A 17,833-nucleotide genomic window follows, 5' to 3' on the forward strand; every position below is an offset into this window, starting at 1 on the left:
GGTCGGGAAGAACCACTCATGGAGCCGCGTGCCGGCGTGGCCGAACGGGGCGTCGAGACTCTGCCCTTCACCAGTGGCGAATCCGTCGATAGAGAACGATCACATCGCACCGTCCGCCCTGCGCCCGATCAAGGGAGTGGCCCGCTGCGCCGTCGCCGCCCTTGTTCTCGCCGGCGCAGCCTGGGTGGCCCGGGCCGTGTGGCAGATCCGGCTCGCCGCAGCGGGACAGCCGCCGTCCGGACCACCGGACCAGGGCGACGGCGGGCACCGCCCGCCGACCGCGCTGGAGAACGCTTACCACATCGTCAGCTCCCTGGGAGACGCGGCCACGGCGCTGTGCGCGATCGCCTTCCTCACCTGGCTGTGGAGGGTCCAGGACAACGCGCACACCCTCTCGGGACAGCGCCCGCGCTACGCCTGGCCATGGGGCTACGCCGGCTGGATCGTCCCCGTCGCCAACCTGTGGGTACCCCGCGGGATCGTCGTGGACATCCACCGCGCCGACGCCCCCGGTGAGTGCCTACCACGCGCGGTGAACTGGTGGTGGGACCTGTGGCTGGTCGGCAGCCTGAGCGGAGCAGGCCTGATGTACACCGATACCACGGACGCCGTCATCGCCCGCGTCTACACGGATGCACCCCTGCTGCTGGCAGCCGACGCGGCCGTCGTCTTCGTCGTCCGCGCCCTCAGTGCGGTACAGCAGAAGCACATGTCCGAGACCCTGCGGCGCGGCGCCGGTCCGGTATTGCAGGTGAAGCGGGGGACCTGAACGGCGGTCAATCTTCAGCCCCCACCGGTCGCCACCCTCGTCGTCGGCCCTGTGTGGGGCGCCTGGCACCTGCCGCTGTCCCTGACCGAGTGGCATGGCCCCACGGAAGCGACCTCCACCCAGATCCTCGAGTTCATCGCCACGACGACCGCCTTCGGTTCGCTCCCGCGTTCATACAGGCAAGGGCATGAGGAACATGGCGCGTTCGAGCTGCCGGTTTCCTCCTCACCATGACGGAGCCGGGTGACGAGCAGAGGAGTTGGACGCCATGCCTGGGAATGCGGCACGAGGGGACGACAGCCGACGAGGGGGCACCGGGCAGCCGCTGACGGGTCTGGTACTCGGCCTCCTCGCCGGTCACGGGCGCTCGCTGTACGGGATCGGTCGGAATCCTCATCGCCAAGCGTGACGGGCTCGACGCCTCCCGACTTCCTGTGGGTCTGCGGGCCGAGAGCGCGCTTCCCGGGGCGCTCGATGTCCGCCTCGACAGCCGCGCCACCCAGCAAAAGCTGCACACCACGTTGCGCGGCGCCCGCCAGCTCCTCGCCGGTCGATGCTGGTCTCGGTGTCGACGTCGTGTTTGCGGCGGATGGTGTCGCGGCCGACGACCTCGTAGCTGACGATGGCCGCGCCGCCCGCGCAGGGAACGCCGAAAGCACCGCGGGGCCGCCTCTGATCTGCTCAACTCCCCTGCCGGGGAAAGATTATTCCTTATCCACGCCTGCCACCTCTGGGTACCATCCTGCCTCCAGGTCCGGACTCTTGTTCTATATACGGACGCATTACTTGAGCGACCGTCAGGTGCGAAGGCGTGAGGCCATTGAGTCATGCGGGCCCTGCCGCATCCTTCGGTCGGCTCCCTGACCAGAAGTGGTACTCCATTGCGCTCCAGACCCCCAGGGTCTCCCAGACCCTTACTCCGACACTTTCGCTTGACCGGCCGTCTGCTCCCACCACTGCTTGCCATGGCCCTACTGGCCGGGGTTGGTGTGAGCGACGGGTACACGGCACCGCCGACTGAGTTGGCCGCTGACTACGACTTGTACGAGGTCACCGCCGCCGAGCAGTTGCGGCAGGACCAGTGCCTGATGAGCGACGTACTGCGGCTGGGCGGGCCGGCCATGGCCGCCACCGCGAAGGAAGCGCTCAACCAGAGTCCGGAGCGGCTGCGGGAGCTGGCCGACCGGCACTACTGGGAGGACACTCCGCTCGCCACCGCGTACAGGTCGGACCAGGATGCCGCGCTTGTTGAGCTGGACCGGCTGAACGCGCTCCACGACAGCTGGAAAATATCCGGGCTCGAGACGCCGGGCGGCTTCGGTTCCGTCGTCGACTTCGAGTGGCCGCCCGGGACCAGTGGTGACGACGGTGAGGACTTCCACTCCCAGACCGGCCTCACGGCGTGGATCGCCGACCGGTTCTGGAAGGACGAGAGCGACTTCTACGAGGACGCGACTCCGCCGGCCGACGCGGAGACCGTCGCGGCGGTCAAGGCTCTGGGACAGCCGTTGTACGGCAGCGACCCCGACCCCTCCCTGCCGGACTGGAACCGACAGGTCGCCCTGCGGGAAGCTTACGAATACCTGACGGACAGGTGGAGCCGGGAGCCGACCGGCGCGGACAACGCCCGCCTCTTCCTGAGCTCGGGCGGCTTCCCGAACAAGGCGCCGGTGCCGGGAACCGCCGAGCACCGGATCGCGGTCGAGGACCTCAAGTCCCGCTTCGCCGCCTGTGCGTGGCGTGATCCGATGGACCCTGAGAAGGTCCTGGGCGAGGTCTCCGCGACCGCCGGGGCGGAGTGGCAGCAGGAGATCGGCTCGCAGGCCGCCGAGCGAAACGACATCCTGGCCGCGAACAAGAACGCCGTCCAGGCGCTGACTGTCGCCTCCGAGTCGATGGGCAAGATGCTCGGCTACTCGTGGGTCGCCGACCACATCACCCGCTGGCAGGACTACTGGTCCTCGGGCGGTATCGGTTGGATCGGCACCTCCCCGATGGCCGTCCAGATCCCGGGCGTGACTTTCCCGGGCGCGACCGGCAAGTGCCTGGGCGTGCAGGGTTCCGGCACCGCGAACGGCACGGCTGTGGAGGTCGTCGCCTGCTCCACGGCGGCCGCCCAGCAGTGGAGGATCAACGGGGGCTACGGCGAGGGCTACAGCCTGCAGAACGTGAACTCGCAGAAGTGCCTCGACGTGGCCACCAACCAGACGAAGATCCAGATCTGGACCTGCAACGGCACGTCCATGCAGGTGTGGAAGTTCAGCGTCCGGGCCGACGCCACCCTGCAGAACCTGGGGGCGAACAAGTGCCTGAGCCCCACGTACAACGCCGGACAGGACGTGCTCGCGGCCGCCTGCAGCGACGCTGCCACGCAGAAGGTGCTGTTCAAGGTCTCCGAGCACAACGGCAGCGTTCCGCCGTCGACGGAGTTCACCAAGGCGTCGCAGCGGCTGAGCGCCGCGCGCACAGGAGCGCAGGCCGAGCTGGCCGAGCTCAAGCGCCAGGCGACGGCCGCGACGGCCGCCCAGAACGCCAGCGTCACCGCCGAGCAGGCGGCGTACGCGATCGCGGACGCCAACGGGGCGCCGCGGGGCCGCGGTCTGCTGGTAGGCCAGCAGAAGGCGCAGGTCACGCAGGGAGCGGCGGCCGCGGTCGCGGCGCTGGTGAAGGCCGGTGAGACCGCGGAGGCGGCCACCCGGGCGGCTGCTGCGGACAGCGCCACGATCGCCCAGCGGGCGCTGGCGCAGGCCGCGCAGTCCAAGGCGGAGTTCCGCAAGCAGGCGGCCTACCGGGCCGAACTGCAGGCCAAGGCGGCCGCGGACGCGGCCAAGCTGCACCGTGACAACGCCAAGACGGACAAGGAGCTGGCCGAGGCCAAGCTCGCCGAGTCCCTGGTCGCGGAGGCGGACGCGAAGGCGGCGGCGGCTGAGGCGCATGCCAAGCGACTGCAGGCCGAGGCTGAAGAGGCCACGGCGAAGAAGGAGAAGGAGACCGCCGACCTCAAGAAGTCGGAGGCGGCCCAGCACCGGCAGACCGCAGAAGCCGAAGCGGCCAACGCCGAGACCGCCAAGGGCAAGGCCGAGACGGCGGAGGCCACGGCGGTGGCCCGGAAGGAGGACGCCGAGACCGCCCGGGATCGTGCCAGGGAACTGCGCGACGACGCGTGGGACGCCGAGCAGAAGGCGGACGCGGCGCGCGCCAAGGCCGACGCCAAGGAGGCCTACGCCGAATCTCTGGAAGCGGGGGATGCGGCGGACGCCGCGCGGGCGGCGGCCAATGAGGCCGACCGGCACGCGGAGGACGCCGAGGCGGCGGCCGGCCGGGCTCGTACCGCGGCCGACGCGGCCACCCAGGCGGCAGCGGACGCGGACGCGGCGGCGACCCGCGCGGAGGCCGCCGCCAAGCGCTCCCGGGCAGCCGCGGACGAGGCGCAGGCGGCGAAGCTGCAGGCGGACGCCGCAGTGCGCACCGCGACCAGCGCCGCTGCCGACGCCATCGACGCCTCCGAGCACGCCTCGGCCGAGGCCGCGTTGTCGGTCGAGGCGGCCAACGAGGCCGAGGCGCAGGCGAAGACGGCCAAGGCCGAGGCGGACGCGGCGCAGGCCGAGGCCGACAAGGCCACCGTCGCCGCAGCGAAGGCGGCGGGGTTCGCCTATGTCACCGCGCAGGCGGCGGTGGACGCCGGGAACTCAGCCGCGCAGGTCGCCGCCCCCGCGAACGACGCGATCCAGCTCGGCTCGCCGTACGTCACCAAGGACTCGGCCGCTTCTCTGGTGGTCCTGTCCGGCCAGGCGGCGAAGACCATCGCCGAGCAGCAGAAGGCCGTCGCGGACGCCCACGCCGCCAATGCGGCGGAGGAGGCCGAGGCCGCCCAGACCATCGCCAACCAGGCACAGGGCGACGCCAAGGCCGCCTACCAGCACGCGGCGAACGCCGCCAAGCACGCCGCGGACGCCCGCGGCTACTCGGAGGAGGCACTGACCTACGCGGCCGAGGCGGCGACCGCCGCGGCGAAGGCACAGCAGTCACTGGCTCGCACCATCGGCTACCAGGCCCAGGCCACCGCCGATGCAGCCGCCGCCGACAATGCCGCGGGCCGTGCCGAAGGCTACGCCGAAGCCGCCCGCACCTCCGCCGACGCCGCCGCTCTCGACGCCGACGCCGCCCGCGCGGCCGCCACGCAGGCGGAGGAGTCCGCGAGCCAGGCCAGGGCCGCCGCTGAGCGGGCCGACGCTGCCGCGACGGCGGCGGAGGAAGCCGCCAAGGACGCCCAGGCCTACGCCGAATCAGCACAGCAGGCAGCCGAGTCCGCCGAACGGGAGGCCGCCAACCAGACGGTCAGTGACGGCGCCGGCACCAGCTTCGGCGGCGGCACGTTCTTCGTCGTGGACGAGGAGAGCGTCGAGGTCACGGACGTCAGGCAGGACCAGCCGTGCGAGCTGCCGCCCGGCCTCGGCACGAGCTGCACGGTCACCTTCACCTACACCTTCAACGTCAAGGTCGACTACTACCTGTGCACCAACTCCAACGTGCCGGCGACCCAGTCGGGCTGCCCCTCGGTGGACACGGTGCACCTGGGTTCAGAGCCCTTCACCGGCCTGAAGAAAGACATCACCAAGACATTCACCCAGTCGGATATCCTGCAAGGCTTGCTCAAGACCTATCTCGAGGTCGGCAAGCAGATCCTGGTCCAGGACTTCCTGGACTGCTGGCACGGCAGTGTGTCCGGCTGCGCCTGGGCGGCGTCCAACTTCATCCCGAGTAAGGCGCTGGGCAAGGTCGTCGAGGGGCTCAACGCCCTGAAGACCGCCATGCGCACGGGCACCGGGGTGCGGGAGGCACTCAACGCGCTGAAGGCACTGGACATCGACCCGACGACTCTCGCCAAAATCGAGAACACTGTCGACGCGTACGAGGACCTGGTCACCACATGCACCCGGAACAGTTTCCCCGGAGGCACCCAGGTACTCATGGCGGACGGCTCCCGCAAGGCGATCCGCGACGTGCACGTCGGTGAGACGGTGCTGGCCACCGACCCGCAGAGCGGGCAGTCCGCGGCCCAGCCGGTGACCGCGACCTTCAGCCACGACACCACGCGGCTGGTGGACATCACCGTCAGCGGCGGAGTCCTGACCAGCACGGCCGGTCACCGGTTCTACGTCGCGGAGCACGGCTGGACGCTGGTCTCGGACCTGCGGGTGGGCGACCGCCTGCACACCCCCGACGGAAGCCTGCACCGGGTGCAGGGCCTGCGGGACCGCGCCGGCCTGGCGCCCCGTGAGGTGTTCGACCTCACGGTCGACGGGTTCCACTCGTTCTACATCGGCACCGCCGGGCAGCGTTCCCGCGACGTCTTGGTGCACAACTGCACCAATATCCTCGCCGACGAGGGCGTCGAGGGTGCGCACACCCTCGGGGACCATGTGGACCTCAGCCCCCAGAAGCTGGCCGACAAGCTGGCCAAGGACGGCGTGGCGACGCAGTGGGCCAGCAAGGACATCGCCGTCGCGGCGGTCGACCAGGCCATGGCAGACTGGATCAAGCTGCCCGGCAACGCGGACAAGCTGGAGGCCTGGCGCCTCAGGCAGGCCCAGCGGGTCGGCAAGGGCATCGGTTTCGACCCGAGAAAGGACCTGCTGCCTATCCGCATTCAGGTCACCGGGCACGGCGCCTCACTCGGTACGAAGTGGGTGAGCGGCGGCAGTTCGGCAGGCCAGGCCGTCGGCAACACGGTGGTGATCCAGCTGAAGTTCGCCAAGGGGCATATGAAGCCCAAGACCTGGGTCGTCTACACCGCCTACCCGGAGTAAACATGACATACGAGACCGGCCTCACCTGGCTCTCCGAGCAGTGCGATGAGCTCGCGGACCTGCCTACTGCGGAGATGGAGTGCCTCATCGAGCGGGGGCCGGTCTCGGCCCTGCTCCTGACCACCGAACGGTCGGTCCGGGAGCTTGGCCGTCCGGCGTCCCTGCAGCTGGGCCGTGACGTACGGCGGCTACTGGACTCCGGCCTGGCGGACGACACGATCCGCACGGCCTGGGTCGGCTCAACCGACTACGCGTTCGACCCGGCCAAGCAGCAGGTCGGAGCGCGGGAGTGGCTGGAGCGGATCGAATCGGCCTGGCTCGCGGCGGAATCCCACCGTGACCCCGGCTTTACCCCGCCCCCGGCCGACCCCGTGACAGACGAGTCGCTGTGCGCCGCGGTGTACAGGGCAACGGCCCCGCTGGCTGCCGCGCTGACGCGGGCGCACGAGGAAGGAGAGGTGTTCAACCCGCTGCCGCTGCCCGCGCCCCTGGTACCGGCGCTGGAGCAGGTGATCACCGGGGCGTGCGCCGACCTCGGTTTCCGGCTCTTCCTGCGCGCGGTCAAACGCTACGCGCTGCCGCTGGACGGCCCGTGCCGGGTAGCGCTGGTGGCACTCGGCGAACGTCTCGGCTACCCGGAAGGTGCAGTCGACCAGGGCCTTCAGAGGGACTGACGTTACGAGGGGTGGGCGGGACGCACGTCCCGCCCACCCCTCGCAGCAGACGTCAGCACACCGACTCCGCCTCGTCCATCCGGTCCACCGGCACCGTCTTCAGCAGTGGCAGCGCTGCAGCGGCTCGTCAATGCCGACGGTAAGGCGGACCGGTTGGGTCATCTCCGTGTCGGCCACCACGGCGTCGGTGGTGGCCACCTGCGCGATCATATGCGGTGCATCTGGCTCACAGGTCTCGGTCAGGTGGGCCTTGTAGCTGGTCCAGCCCGAGCCACGCTTGATCCCGTAACGGGCATTGGTGTCATAGGGAGAGCACAACCGGTGATGAACTTGCGGGAGATCCTTGCTCTCCCGCAAGCGCACGCCCCTGTCGTCGCGGTGGTACTGCTGGACCCAGGAGACACGCAGGACCTGCACCGCCTCGATCTCGCGCAGCCAGCCTGGAGCCGTGGGGGCGCTACTTCGCACTCGACGGCACCGATCACCGCAGCCACGACGAACAGAACGCCGCCTACGTCCGCTGGCGCAACACCCGAGCGGAACCGAAGACCTACTTCGCGCCCGACTCACCGATCCGGTCATGGCCACTTCATCCTGGATGGTGGTGGCGCCCTGGGGAAAAGTTGGGTTCGGCCGGTTGATCGCCTGGTCGGGCGCCATGTTCCGGGCACCCGACCAGGTCTTCCCTCGGTTACAGATACGGGCGGTTGATCAGCTCAATCGCGTGGCCGGTAGGGTCTTTGAAGTACACGCCTCGACCGCCGTGCCCGTTGTTGATCTCGCCTGGGCGGCGCATCTGCGGATCGGCCCAGTGCTCGATGTCGCGATCACACAGCCGCCGATACGCGCGATCGAACAGCTCGTCGTCGAGCAGGAACGCGTAGTGCTGCATCTGGATCTCCACCGGCGGCTCGGCGAACTGCAGTAGCACGCCGTCGGAGAGCTGATGTTGGTGAACGGGCCCCAGGGCGGTGCTTCTGAAAGCTCCAACAACTCTCGGAAGAACCGAGCCGACTCGTTGCGGTCCTTGGCAGCGATGATGGTGTGGTTGAACGTGGCTGTCATTCGGCTGACCTCGTTGTTGTTCGACACGGAAAACGGACTCGCGGTGGGCGAGTTCCGGGAGGTCCGCGTGCGAACTGAGGGGGTGCGTCCTTTGCACCCGTCGTGCGATCAGCCCTCCACCGGGTGGCCAATCTGCGTGTGGCGTAGCGCCGGTCCGGTGTTCACGTCGGGTGACCCTACTTGAGCAGGCTGGCTGCCACAACAGGAAAGCGATCGGCTGCGATCGGCTCCGGCTCCGGACCCACACCGGCGTCTGCGGGGCGGTGCTCCCGTTGATCACCGCCGCTGTCAGACCCTCATGGCAGCCTTGCGGCCCATGAGCACTCCCGATCGCACCATGCCTCCCCTGGACGCCGATGAGCGGACGTCCCTGGCGAGCTGGCTGGACTTCTACCGCGCCACCCTTGCCCGGAAGTGCGAGGGCCTCGACGACGACCGGTTGCGTGAGGCATCCGTGAAGCCTTCGCCGATCACCCTGCTCGGTCTCGTCCAGCACATGGCGGAGGTCGAACGGAACTGGTTCCGTCGGGTCCTGATTCAGGAGAATGTGCTGCCGATCTTCACCCCTGACGCCGACCCGTCGGGCAGCGACGGCGGGTTCGACCTCGTCGAGGGGGCCGACTACGGAGGGGCGCTGTCGACATGGCAGGCCGAGGTGGAGCGGGCCAGGGCGAACTGCGCCGCTCGGTCCCTCGACGACACCAGTCCGTTCATGGGCGGGCAGGTCACGCTGCGCTGGATCTACACCCACATGATCGGCGAGTACGCCCGCCACTGCGGACACGCCGACCTCATCCGCGAGCGCATCGACGGCCGCACGGGGGCCTGAGAGTCGGCGATCGGTTGAGCGGTCGCGCGAAGGGGCCGGATCGGGGTTGTCAGCGTGAGCAGATAGCGTTGAATCATGTCCAACATGGCCGTCCTTGAAGGTGTGTTGGAGCGCATTACGTAGCCAACGAGGAGAACGGGAACACCTTCGCTCGCGCGACGCAGTGGCCCAGTCCCGGGTCAAGCTGCGAGTCCACCGACCGCCTCGAAGCCGAGCGTCGGACCCGCGCCGAGGCCGAAGACGGCAAAACAGAACGCCTCACTGCTGCTGAAGTGCGCGTCTACTCCGCAGACGGAGAATTGCTAATCGCGCCGGATCTCACCTACCACTACGTCAAGGATCACAACTACCTGCCGCCTCGGGAATTTATTGCGACCTGCTTCGCGACCCGGACCTGCGTGAGAGATTTCTGTTGCGCGTGTGACAATGCCTCGCAACTGGTCAGCTATTGCTGACCAGTTGCGAGGCGCAGTCGGTCTCAGATGTTGATGCGGTCGCCCTTGACCGCCGCGACGAACGACGACCAGCCGTCGGCGGAGAAGACGAGCGCGGGGCCGTCCGGGATCTTGCTGTCGCGGACGGGGACTGCGGCGTAGCCGACGGCGACCTCAAGGCACTCGCCCTGACCGCCACCGCTGTAGCTGGACTTGAACCACCCGGTGAACGTGGACGAGTCGGAGACGCTGCGCTTACTGCTGACCATGTTCGTGTTCCTCCGCTGCTGCCCGCACAAGGGCCACTGATTCCTGGTGCGACATCGCATCGCTCAAGGCAAGATCGTAGGCCGTTTGACTGGACCTCACCAGAGCTGGATCATCCATCAGATGCCCCGTCAAGAAGCCCTCGACATAAGCCACCGGCGCGGCATCCTCGAAGCCCATCAGTGACAACAGGCTCTCTTGCAACGCGTGCGCCCCCACGCCGAACGGCAGCACATGCAACCGTAGCCGCCCGGCATCTGCCATGTCGGCGATCTTGCGCAGCTGCTCGGCCATGACCTGCGGTCCGCCGACCTGACGCCTGAGTACGGCCTCGTCCAGCATGGTCCACAGGACAGGGTTCAACGGGCCGTCGAGGATATGGGCACGCTCGGTCCGGATGACGACATCCCTGTCAAGGTCCGCCTGCCGATGGTTCGGCCGGTACGCGCGGAAGAGCGCACGCGCGTAGCCGTCCGTCTGGAGCAGACCGGGCACCAGGGAGAGCGCGAACTGCTGGATCAGTGTTGCCTGCTGCTCCAGCTCCGCCATCACGGCGAAGTGATCGGCGTACTTCGTCTCCAGGTCCTCCAGCTATCGGGCGAAGAAGCCATCCGTCTGGAGCGCGCGATCGACCCGCTGCGCGTCATCCGGGTTCGGCAGCCGCCGCCCCGCCTCGTAATGGCTGATCAGCGTCGGCGAGCACACCACCTGATCGCCCAGGGCCTCCTGGGTCAGCCCCGCTGCCGTCCTTCGCAGCCTCAACTCCTCCCCGTACTTCTCCCTCGGTGTACGCGGCTTCCGGTTCATCGCCATCCAGCCCCAACTCCTCTGTCTGACCAGCGGGCTGTCAAGCCCGAACCCCTGGCAGCGTAGCCACGCCCGACCCCACTCTGTGATCAATTCACCACAGAACGCATCCGTTCGTGGGTAAGTCAGAGGGAGAGCGCACACATGAAGAATTTCGTCCGCCGGTTCACCGAGTCGCTGGTGCGGTGGTTGCGCCCGGTCCCCGTCACCGTCCATCCGTACTCCTGCGTATATGTGGCCGGCCCCACCGTCCGCCGTACCGGTGAGCGTCCGCTGTGTGGGGAGGGCGGCCCACTGGTGCGTCCCTATCTCGAGGCCCAGGCCCCTCCGCCGAGCCGAGGTCGCCGCGTGAACGGGGAGCAGGGCGAAAGCCGCACGTTCAGGTTGCTGCCCTGGACTGCGGCGGAGGGCAAGCCGTGTTACGTCCTGGGGGACGGCACCGGCTACGTGTCACGGATGGCCGACGGTATCGAGAGCATTCAACTCGGCATGGCGGACGACCTGCTCGGCCACGCCGCCGACCTGCTGGCGGACCGACGGGTCACAGGGGTGGAGCTCCACTTCCTCGCCAGCCGGCTGAGCGAGTCGTTGCGGGAGGTCAAGCGGGTCGCTGAGAGCCGGGGTTCGCGACTGAACGCGAGTGGACCTGTTCCGGACAATGACAGGCTGGGGCACCGAGAACCGGACATCGGCAGCCGGTGAGTCGGCAACCCGCTTGACGACGCCAAAGAGGAGAACGGGTACACCGTCGCTCACATCGACACTGGGCGCGGCAACGGTGATCTCCTCGTGATGGTCGGCGCGCTGCTCGGTGCCCAGGTGGGCGATTTCCTGCGGACGGAGGCGTGCTGGGGCTGTTGCGGACAGGGGCGGTGGCGTAGCCGCGGGCGACTTGAGGCATTCGCTGTCAGCGGAAGAGGTCGAGGAACCCGTTCACCCAGATCCCGACGAACACGATCGCCAGGAGCGCGCAGCCCATGGCCGCCAAGGACTGGCGCAACGAACCCGCCTCCGGCGCGTCACCCCGTACCTCGGCGAGCGTGTCCCAGGTGAGAGGGGGGTCCGGTCTTTCGACCGGGCCCCGTTTCGCACTTTCGGGGCGCGGGTGCGTCGGTCGGGTTCTCCGCCGGGATCCGCTCCTACGCGGGTTGCTTCACTGTCGTAGACAGGTCGGTCCCTCGTGCTTCCCCACAGCCTTCATGTCCGCGCGGAATGGCGAGCCGTCGGGCTGCTCGCGCGCAGCGGAGCGAACTATGCGCACCCGCTGCCGGGGCCCGGCCACATACGTCCCTGACCCGGCCCGCCCCTCCAACACGCCCTGAGATCAGGAGCTCTTGCGCGCGACGGACGACGTTCTCGCCCACACCGCACTCCTGGCCGATCTGGGCGCGGGACGGCGGCCGGTCTCCGGGTTCCCTCCCCCACCGGCCCGGCCCGCGACCTGCTCTCCCGGGCGCGCGGCTCCTCGGTCTGACCGCTCGCCCGCATGGGAGAGCCGTCAGGGGGTCGGGCTGTCCGGTCGTCCGTTCCAATTGCTTGTGTAGGGTCGGCCTTTGACGTGATCGGGACGTCTGGTCTTCCCGAGTCGAACGTCGCACCCTTGCTTGTCCGTACGGGGGAAGGATTCGATCTGATGGCGTGGGACGAATGGGAGCAGCTGAAGGCCGACGCCAGCAGCAGAAGCTCCTCGCGCATGCAACTAAACGGCGTGCCCGGCAACGGGGGCGGCGGAGGCGGCGGCGGGCAGCAGGGTGACCTCAAGGTCGACCAGCAGGACCTGGCCGCAGTCGGTGACAGTGCGTTCAAGCTGTTCACGGAACTCGGCCGCTACGGCCGTGACGCCTGGTCCAGCAGCCAGACCGCAGCCAAGGACCTCAAGACGCAGGAGTTCGAGCTCGGGGGCGCCCTGCACAAGGTCCAGGAGCGGTGGGAGAAGTCGCTGACCACCCTGCTCGATGCCTGCGCCCACATCTCCAACCACATGGACTTCACGAAGAAGGCCCACGCGGGCGACGAGTACTACATCGCGTCGACCGTCAGCAGCATCGCCACCCTCGACAAGGGTTTTGACGAAGGGACGAAGCGCTGATGGACCTCGAAGCACTCCGGCACGCCAACTTCTCGACTCTGAACACCGCGATCAGCGACTGGGGCACGGTCGTCAAGAGCCTGACGAGGCTGGAGAAGCAGTCGCGCGACGACATGAAGGCCAAGTCCGACAAGGCCAACTGGGCGGGTCTCAATGCCACCGTCTCACGCGAGTTCATTGCCAAGACGTTCGGTGAGTTCTCGGACGCCCTCACCCAGGCGACCTCCATCCACAACATCCTCAAGGACACGTACGACGAGCTCGTCGGGTACCGGGACAAGCTCAAGAAGGCCCTGGACGACGGCTTCGAGAGGGACAAGCTCTCGGTCTACGGTGAGAAGGGCGGCGGTTTCCGTGTCATCGCGAGCGTCCACCCCGAACCTCCCGGCACCAAGGAGAAGGCCGAGGCTCTCAGGGACACGATCCAGGTTCTCCTCGGCGCGGCCACGACGAGCGACTCCACCGCCGCCCGTGCCCTGAAGGCGATAGCCGAACAGGCCGACTACGGCTTCTCCGGCGCCAAGTACGCCGACCGCGACTCCGCCGCCGACGCGCTGAAGAAGGCGGACGACATGGCGAAGCTGGCGAAGGACGCCAAGAAGATGTCGCCCGAGGAACTCGCCGAGTTCCAGCGGACCATGTCCAAGTACAAGGACGACGAGCTCTTCTCCGCCCAGTTCGCCTCCAAGCTGGGGGGCAAGGAGACCCTGCAGTTCTGGAACGACCTCGCCGAGCTTCACCGCGGCGCGACGGGCGACGAGCTCAAGCAGCTCCAGGGCATTCAGAGGGACATGAGCATGACGCTCGCGACGGCCACGCTGTCCGACGCGGACGGCATGCAGGAGTGGAAGAAGAGGGTCATCGAAGAGGGGACCACGGCCTTCCGGGCCAACTCCTCGGACCCGGAGGCCGAACGGCGCCATGGGCTACCAGGTCATGAGCAGCCTGATGCACCACGGCAAGTACGACGCCGAGTTCCTCGACGCCTACGGCAAGCAGCTCCTGAAGATGGACATGGCGCCGGCCGGAAGCGCCGGCATGGGCACCAACGACCTCTGGAAGGCCGGAAACGTCACGGACCTCGTCTTCGGCAAGGACAACGGCAGCGACCCGCTGATCGGTTACATGAAGGCCCTGTCGCACAACCCCGAGGCCGCGCTGGAGACCTTCGACGACAAGAAGGTCTTCGAGCACATGCTGGAGAGCACCCGGTACACCGACCGCGACGGTTCGGTGGCGCACGCCCTGGAGTCGGCGGTGACGGGCTACGGGGACGGTGAGAAGGCGACCGATATCAGGCCGCACAGCAAGGCGCAGGTCGCGCTGATGCAGGAGGTCATGCACGCGGTCGCACAGCCGGGGACCGGCGCCGATCTGGTGAACAAGGCCACGGGCGAGAGCTTCGGCGACATGGCCGCCGCCTACATGCCCGAGATCAGCCAGTCGATCTCCGGCAAAGGAGCCGAGTCGATCTTCTGGAGCAACAGCCAGGATCCCGATGGGCTCAAGAGGCTGGATGCCACACGGTTCCTGTACGAGACGGCCCGGGACCCCATGGGCCGCGCCGCGATCATCGTCGGGGAGAGCGTCTACACGGCCAGTTCCCTGGAGGCGCACATCGCCCAGCCGGAGCTTTTCGACGGAAAGACGGAGGACGCGGTCAGGGCCATCTCCACGAACGCCGGAATCATCGAAGGCATCGTCGGGCACTCGGTCGCGGACGCCGAGATCGCCGGTGACCTGGAGGCCGAGAAGGAAGCGAACACCGCCCTCAAGACCAAGGGCGACATCGTCAAGTCCATCCTGGCCGCCGGGGTCGGCGTGGGCACCGTCGCCCTGGTGGGAACGGCACCGGCCGCGGCGGCGGCGGGCGCCGCGGTCAGCGGCTTCTTCGGCGGAATCGCGGGTATGTCCGTCGACCGCCTCATCGACGGGCAGCAGATCGACGGCGCCCTGGACCAGGCCCTCTACGACAGCGGGGGGAAGCTGAACGACTCCTTGGAATCGGCCAACGTGCAGACACAGGAGAGCGCCATCAAGGCCATGGAAAAGCACGGGTCCAAGGAACTGACGGAGGATGCCACGCGGAACATGATCCGCATGGCGACTCAGGCGGGCTGGAACGACAGCGACAACATGTTGGAGGACTCCCATGCCCGGCCGTCCGCGTAATTTCTGAGTGGATGTGGGAAGCCTCATGCAGGCACGTCGGAAGAAAAACTTCTTCACCGCTGGAATCGGCTGCCTGGTGGCGATCGCGGCGGTATTCGGATACCTGGAGATCTTCACCAAGGGCATCGACCGGCTGCCGGCCCGGCCGTGCGACGGCGCGGTGGACCGGGAGACGGCGGCGCGTGCCCTGCCCTCGGCGCGTTCGGCCGAGGAGCGGGGGAGCCTTCGGCAGAACCAGTCGGAGGGGGACTACTTCTTCGCCTGCTACGTACGCACCAGCGGTGGCTCCGTCATCTCGGGAGAGGTGCAGCCCCGTGACTCGGCTCCCGGCCCGTGGCGTGACTACTACGCGGAGAACGGGGGCGACAAGAACCCGGTCGAGGTGTCGTCCGGCGACATCAGAGCCTTGGCGCACCCGGACCGCGCGTATGTGTACGTCCCCTGCACCCCGCCCGGCAAGAAGCGAGGCGAGGCGCGGGAGGCTTATGCGCTGACCGTCGAGGCCCGCACCATCGGCGAGACCCGCGTCCACGGGACCGAGTTGCGGCAGGTCTTTGTCGACTTCGCCTACCAACTCGCCCGCCATACGTACAAGGCTGTCGACTGCCAGGAGTCGCGGACCTTCCCGAAGGAACTGCCCCGGCTCCCGGCGGCCTGAGGAACACCCGAGGCCCGGCCCGCTTTCGCGCGGTCCGGGCCTCCGTGCATCCGGCCAGGACCGTGCCCGAGCTGGTCGCCACCGGCCCGTCACAGGCGTTCACCTGGGACATCACCAAGCTCGCCGGGTCGGCCAAGGGGACCTGGTACCACGCCTACGTGATCACCGACATCTTCAGCCGCTACGTAGTCGACTGGACCGTCGAGCGCGCCGAATCGGCCGAGCGGGAACAGGAGCTGATCGGTTGCGAGGCGTGGAAGGCGTCAGATGCTGTCGCCCTTGACCGCAGCGACGAACGACGACCATCCGTCGGCGGAGAAGACGAGCGCGGGGCCGCTCGGGGTCTTGCTGTCGCGGACGGGGATGGCGCTGTAGCCGTCGGCTACCTCAAGGCACTCTCCGTTGCCGCCTCCGCTGTAGCTGGACTTGCGCCACCCGGTCAGCGTCCTGGCGTCATCGATGGTGGGCTCGGTGCTGTGCATGTTCGTGCTCCTCCGCGATGGCTCTGACGAGGGCCACTGACTCCTGGTGCGGGGTCGCGTCCCCCAGGGCGAGAGTGTAGGCCGTCTGGCAGGCCTCAACCAGCGCCGGATCATCCATCAGGTGTCCAGTTTGAAGACCCTCGACGTACGCGACTGGCGCGGCATCCGCGAAGTTCAACAGGTAGACCATGCTCTCCAGGAGTGCGTGTGCTCCCGATGCGAAAGTGAGCACGTGCAGACGCAGACGACCGGACTCGGCCATGTCCGCCACTTTGTGCAGCTGTTCCGGCATGACGCGCGGCCCGCCGACGCAGCGCCTGAGCGCCGCCTCGTCGAGCAGTGTCCAGGCAACTGGAGTCGATGACTTGGTGAGTAGTCGGCCGCGCTCCATGCGGTTGACAACGAATTCGTCAAGTTCCTCCGTACAGTAGTTGGGGCGATATGCCTGGAACACGGCACGGGCGTAAACCTCTGTCTGGAGCGTGGAGCGTGGAGCGTGGAGCGTGGAGCGGGCCAGGGCGAACTGCGCCGCCCGGTCGCTCGACGACACCAGCTCGTTCATGGGCGGGCAGGTCACCTGCGTTGGATCTACCTCTGATCTTGGCCAGTGCTCCGCCCTTCAGGACTCTGCTGAGGAATGCGTAATTCGAGCAGGGCTGGTTCGTTGGTTCTCGCCAACGCGGAGAACCGGATCACCGGGGCACGGCTGGTCAAGGACGCACTCGGCTGGCACATCGCCTTCAGTGTCCAGACCTTGGAGGTCGAGCCCGAGCCCCACCAGGGGCCGGACGTCGGCATCGACATGGGCGTCACCGTGCCCATCGCCCTCTCCGACGGCAAGACGTACGAGCACGGCGAATGGCTGACCAGCAAGGAGGAGGCCAGGCTTCTGCACCTGGAGCGGCGCGCCGCGCAGCGCAAGCGGCACCGCAAGCCCGGCGAGCGCACCAGCCGCCGGCTGCACCGCACCTACGACCAGATCGCAGGACTTCGCGCGAAAGCCAAGCGCAGGGCCCTGGACTGGCAGCACCAGACGACCACCGCCATCGCCCGCACATACGGCACCGTCGTGGTCGAAGCACTCACCATCACGAACATGGTCAAGTCGGCCAGGGGAACATCGAGGAGCCAGGGAAGAACGTTGCCCAGAAGTCCGGGCTGAACCGCTCCATCAGCGGGGAGGCATGGGGCCGCACGGTCACCATGCTGACGTACAAGACCGCCCGGCTCGGCGGTACCCTGCACAAGGTCCCCGCCCCCGGCACTTCCCAACGCTGCTCAGCGTGCGGCTTCACCACGCCCGGCAACCGGGAGAGCCAGGCCGTGTTCGTGTGCAAGAACCCCGACTGCGGCTGGTCGGGCAACGCCGACCACAACGCAGCCCGGAATGTCTTGCACTTGTACCGGATGGGCCTCGCGCTCATCCCGGCTGCCGGGAGGGCAGTCGTCAGGCGTGCGAAGCGCGTCAAGCCCGCTGCCGCAAGGTAAGCAGGAATCTCCCGGCTTCAGCCGGGAGAGCACTTCAAACGCACATGATCGGTGAGTACGCCCGCCACTGCGGGCACGCCGACCTCATCCGCGAGCGCATCGACGGCCGGACGGGGGTCTGAGAGCCGGCGCTGGTGCGAGGGGGCCGGGCCGGGATTGCCAGTGCGAGCCGGTAGCGTCGGTCCATGTCCAACATGGCCGTCCTGAAGGGGTTCTGGAGCGGCCGACGAGCCCACCCGGCGCCGGATCGCCACGGGCTGCACCGTCGCCTTCTTCCGCCGGTACCTCA

At 68.1% G+C, this 17,833-nt stretch carries 12 protein-coding genes and 9 pseudogenes; 13 read left to right on the plus strand and 8 right to left on the minus strand.

The annotated features are described in order from the left end of the window. Nucleotides 1-73 precede the first annotated feature (73 nt). The 4 genes and pseudogenes from ACZ3IC_RS16325 (at nucleotide 74) to ACZ3IC_RS16340 (ending at nucleotide 7,253) form a co-directional block, all read left to right on the plus strand. A complete protein-coding gene (locus ACZ3IC_RS16325; protein WP_467416731.1) occupies nucleotides 74-769 on the plus strand; it encodes a DUF4328 domain-containing protein in 696 nt (231 codons plus the stop codon). Nucleotides 770-1,152: 383 nt separating this feature from the next. Further along, a pseudogene (locus ACZ3IC_RS16330) lies at nucleotides 1,153-1,389 on the plus strand (hypothetical protein); the annotation flags it as partial. Between the two features lie 345 nt (nucleotides 1,390-1,734). Further along, nucleotides 1,735-6,579 (plus strand): RICIN domain-containing protein, encoded by a 4,845-nt coding sequence (locus ACZ3IC_RS16335; protein ID WP_467417182.1) that lies wholly within the window; start codon nucleotides 1,735-1,737, stop codon nucleotides 6,577-6,579. 2 nt (nucleotides 6,580-6,581) lie between these two features. After that, nucleotides 6,582-7,253 (plus strand): hypothetical protein, encoded by a 672-nt coding sequence (locus tag ACZ3IC_RS16340; RefSeq protein WP_467416732.1) that lies wholly within the window; start codon nucleotides 6,582-6,584, stop codon nucleotides 7,251-7,253. 99 nt (nucleotides 7,254-7,352) lie between these two features. On the opposite strand, the gene ACZ3IC_RS16345 is transcribed toward ACZ3IC_RS16340, so the two are convergent. Beyond that, nucleotides 7,353-7,721, minus strand: coding sequence for a hypothetical protein (locus ACZ3IC_RS16345; RefSeq protein WP_467416734.1), 369 nt, complete (start codon nucleotides 7,719-7,721; stop codon nucleotides 7,353-7,355). Between the two features lie 223 nt (nucleotides 7,722-7,944). Continuing rightward, nucleotides 7,945-8,318: pseudogene (locus ACZ3IC_RS16350) on the minus strand (VOC family protein). 316 nt (nucleotides 8,319-8,634) lie between these two features. Here ACZ3IC_RS16350 and ACZ3IC_RS16355 point away from each other — a divergent pair. Together ACZ3IC_RS16355 and ACZ3IC_RS16360 are read left to right on the plus strand one after the other, a co-directional pair. Continuing rightward, entirely contained in the window at nucleotides 8,635-9,147 is a 513-nt protein-coding gene (locus tag ACZ3IC_RS16355; RefSeq protein ID WP_467416735.1) for a DinB family protein, read from the plus strand. A gap of 197 nt (nucleotides 9,148-9,344) precedes the next feature. Further along, nucleotides 9,345-9,602: pseudogene (locus ACZ3IC_RS16360) on the plus strand (DUF7919 family protein); the annotation flags it as partial. Nucleotides 9,603-9,625: 23 nt separating this feature from the next. Here ACZ3IC_RS16360 and ACZ3IC_RS16365 read toward each other — a convergent pair. Both ACZ3IC_RS16365 and ACZ3IC_RS16370 read right to left on the minus strand, forming a co-directional pair. Next, nucleotides 9,626-9,850 carry a DUF397 domain-containing protein gene (locus ACZ3IC_RS16365; RefSeq protein WP_467416738.1) on the minus strand — a complete coding sequence of 75 codons (225 nt, stop codon included), beginning with the start codon at nucleotides 9,848-9,850 and terminating at the stop codon, nucleotides 9,626-9,628. Beyond that, a pseudogene (locus ACZ3IC_RS16370) lies at nucleotides 9,837-10,661 on the minus strand (helix-turn-helix domain-containing protein). The gene ACZ3IC_RS16365 and the pseudogene ACZ3IC_RS16370 overlap by 14 nt, the downstream one beginning before the upstream one ends. A gap of 342 nt (nucleotides 10,662-11,003) precedes the next feature. Between ACZ3IC_RS16370 and ACZ3IC_RS16375 the strand changes: the two are divergent. Both ACZ3IC_RS16375 and ACZ3IC_RS16380 read left to right on the plus strand, forming a co-directional pair. Then, a complete protein-coding gene (locus ACZ3IC_RS16375; RefSeq protein ID WP_467417184.1) occupies nucleotides 11,004-11,357 on the plus strand; it encodes a hypothetical protein in 354 nt (117 codons plus the stop codon). A gap of 21 nt (nucleotides 11,358-11,378) precedes the next feature. After that, nucleotides 11,379-11,510 (plus strand): annotated as a pseudogene (locus ACZ3IC_RS16380) (YrrC family ATP-dependent DNA helicase); the annotation flags it as partial. A gap of 328 nt (nucleotides 11,511-11,838) precedes the next feature. Here ACZ3IC_RS16380 and ACZ3IC_RS16385 read toward each other — a convergent pair. Beyond that, a pseudogene (locus ACZ3IC_RS16385) lies at nucleotides 11,839-12,037 on the minus strand (GntR family transcriptional regulator); the annotation flags it as partial. A gap of 251 nt (nucleotides 12,038-12,288) precedes the next feature. Here ACZ3IC_RS16385 and ACZ3IC_RS16390 point away from each other — a divergent pair. Continuing rightward, entirely contained in the window at nucleotides 12,289-12,744 is a 456-nt protein-coding gene (locus ACZ3IC_RS16390; protein ID WP_467416740.1) for a hypothetical protein, read from the plus strand. A gap of 164 nt (nucleotides 12,745-12,908) precedes the next feature. On the opposite strand, the gene ACZ3IC_RS16395 is transcribed toward ACZ3IC_RS16390, so the two are convergent. Further along, nucleotides 12,909-13,667, minus strand: coding sequence for a hypothetical protein (locus tag ACZ3IC_RS16395; protein WP_467416743.1), 759 nt, complete (start codon nucleotides 13,665-13,667; stop codon nucleotides 12,909-12,911). Between the two features lie 13 nt (nucleotides 13,668-13,680). Here ACZ3IC_RS16395 and ACZ3IC_RS16400 point away from each other — a divergent pair, with 13 nt between their 5' ends. Next, nucleotides 13,681-14,916, plus strand: a complete 1,236-nt coding sequence (locus ACZ3IC_RS16400; protein ID WP_467416745.1) for a hypothetical protein — start codon at nucleotides 13,681-13,683, stop codon at nucleotides 14,914-14,916. Nucleotides 14,917-14,941: 25 nt separating this feature from the next. Next, nucleotides 14,942-15,574, plus strand: coding sequence for a hypothetical protein (locus tag ACZ3IC_RS16405; RefSeq protein ID WP_467416747.1), 633 nt, complete (start codon nucleotides 14,942-14,944; stop codon nucleotides 15,572-15,574). Between the two features lie 263 nt (nucleotides 15,575-15,837). Here the strand turns inward: ACZ3IC_RS16405 and ACZ3IC_RS16410 are convergent, their stop codons facing one another. Both ACZ3IC_RS16410 and ACZ3IC_RS16415 read right to left on the minus strand, forming a co-directional pair. Next, the gene (locus ACZ3IC_RS16410; protein WP_467416750.1) at nucleotides 15,838-16,056 is read right to left on the minus strand and encodes a DUF397 domain-containing protein; all 219 of its coding nucleotides are present in this window, start codon (nucleotides 16,054-16,056) and stop codon (nucleotides 15,838-15,840) included. Further along, nucleotides 16,028-16,537: pseudogene (locus ACZ3IC_RS16415) on the minus strand (DUF5753 domain-containing protein); the annotation flags it as partial. The gene ACZ3IC_RS16410 and the pseudogene ACZ3IC_RS16415, both read right to left, overlap by 29 nt. A 192-nt stretch (nucleotides 16,538-16,729) precedes the next feature. Here ACZ3IC_RS16415 and ACZ3IC_RS16420 point away from each other — a divergent pair. Both ACZ3IC_RS16420 and ACZ3IC_RS16425 read left to right on the plus strand, forming a co-directional pair. Continuing rightward, nucleotides 16,730-17,544 (plus strand): annotated as a pseudogene (locus ACZ3IC_RS16420) (RNA-guided endonuclease InsQ/TnpB family protein); the annotation flags it as partial. 26 nt (nucleotides 17,545-17,570) lie between these two features. Further along, nucleotides 17,571-17,666, plus strand: a pseudogene (locus ACZ3IC_RS16425) (mycothiol transferase); the annotation flags it as partial. Between the last annotated feature and the right edge of the window lie 167 nt (nucleotides 17,667-17,833).

Source organism: Streptomyces sp. NPDC002958 (assembly GCF_055563255.1).

What these genes read in the sequence shown, in the direction of transcription:
- ACZ3IC_RS16335 (WP_467417182.1), top strand. Translation starts at nt 1,735, where the DNA reads ATGGCCCTACTGGCCGGGGTTGGTGTGAGCGACGGGTACACGGCACCG.
- ACZ3IC_RS16355 (WP_467416735.1), top strand. Translation starts at nt 8,635, where the DNA reads ATGAGCACTCCCGATCGCACCATGCCTCCCCTGGACGCCGATGAGCGG.
- ACZ3IC_RS16390 (WP_467416740.1), top strand. Translation starts at nt 12,289, where the DNA reads ATGGCGTGGGACGAATGGGAGCAGCTGAAGGCCGACGCCAGCAGCAGA.
- ACZ3IC_RS16395 (WP_467416743.1), bottom strand. Translation starts at nt 13,667, where the DNA reads ATGGCGCCGTTCGGCCTCCGGGTCCGAGGAGTTGGCCCGGAAGGCCGT.
- ACZ3IC_RS16340 (WP_467416732.1), top strand. Translation starts at nt 6,582, where the DNA reads ATGACATACGAGACCGGCCTCACCTGGCTCTCCGAGCAGTGCGATGAG.
- ACZ3IC_RS16405 (WP_467416747.1), top strand. Translation starts at nt 14,942, where the DNA reads ATGCAGGCACGTCGGAAGAAAAACTTCTTCACCGCTGGAATCGGCTGC.
- ACZ3IC_RS16365 (WP_467416738.1), bottom strand. Translation starts at nt 9,850, where the DNA reads ATGGTCAGCAGTAAGCGCAGCGTCTCCGACTCGTCCACGTTCACCGGG.
- ACZ3IC_RS16410 (WP_467416750.1), bottom strand. Translation starts at nt 16,056, where the DNA reads ATGCACAGCACCGAGCCCACCATCGATGACGCCAGGACGCTGACCGGG.
- ACZ3IC_RS16400 (WP_467416745.1), top strand. Translation starts at nt 13,681, where the DNA reads ATGAGCAGCCTGATGCACCACGGCAAGTACGACGCCGAGTTCCTCGAC.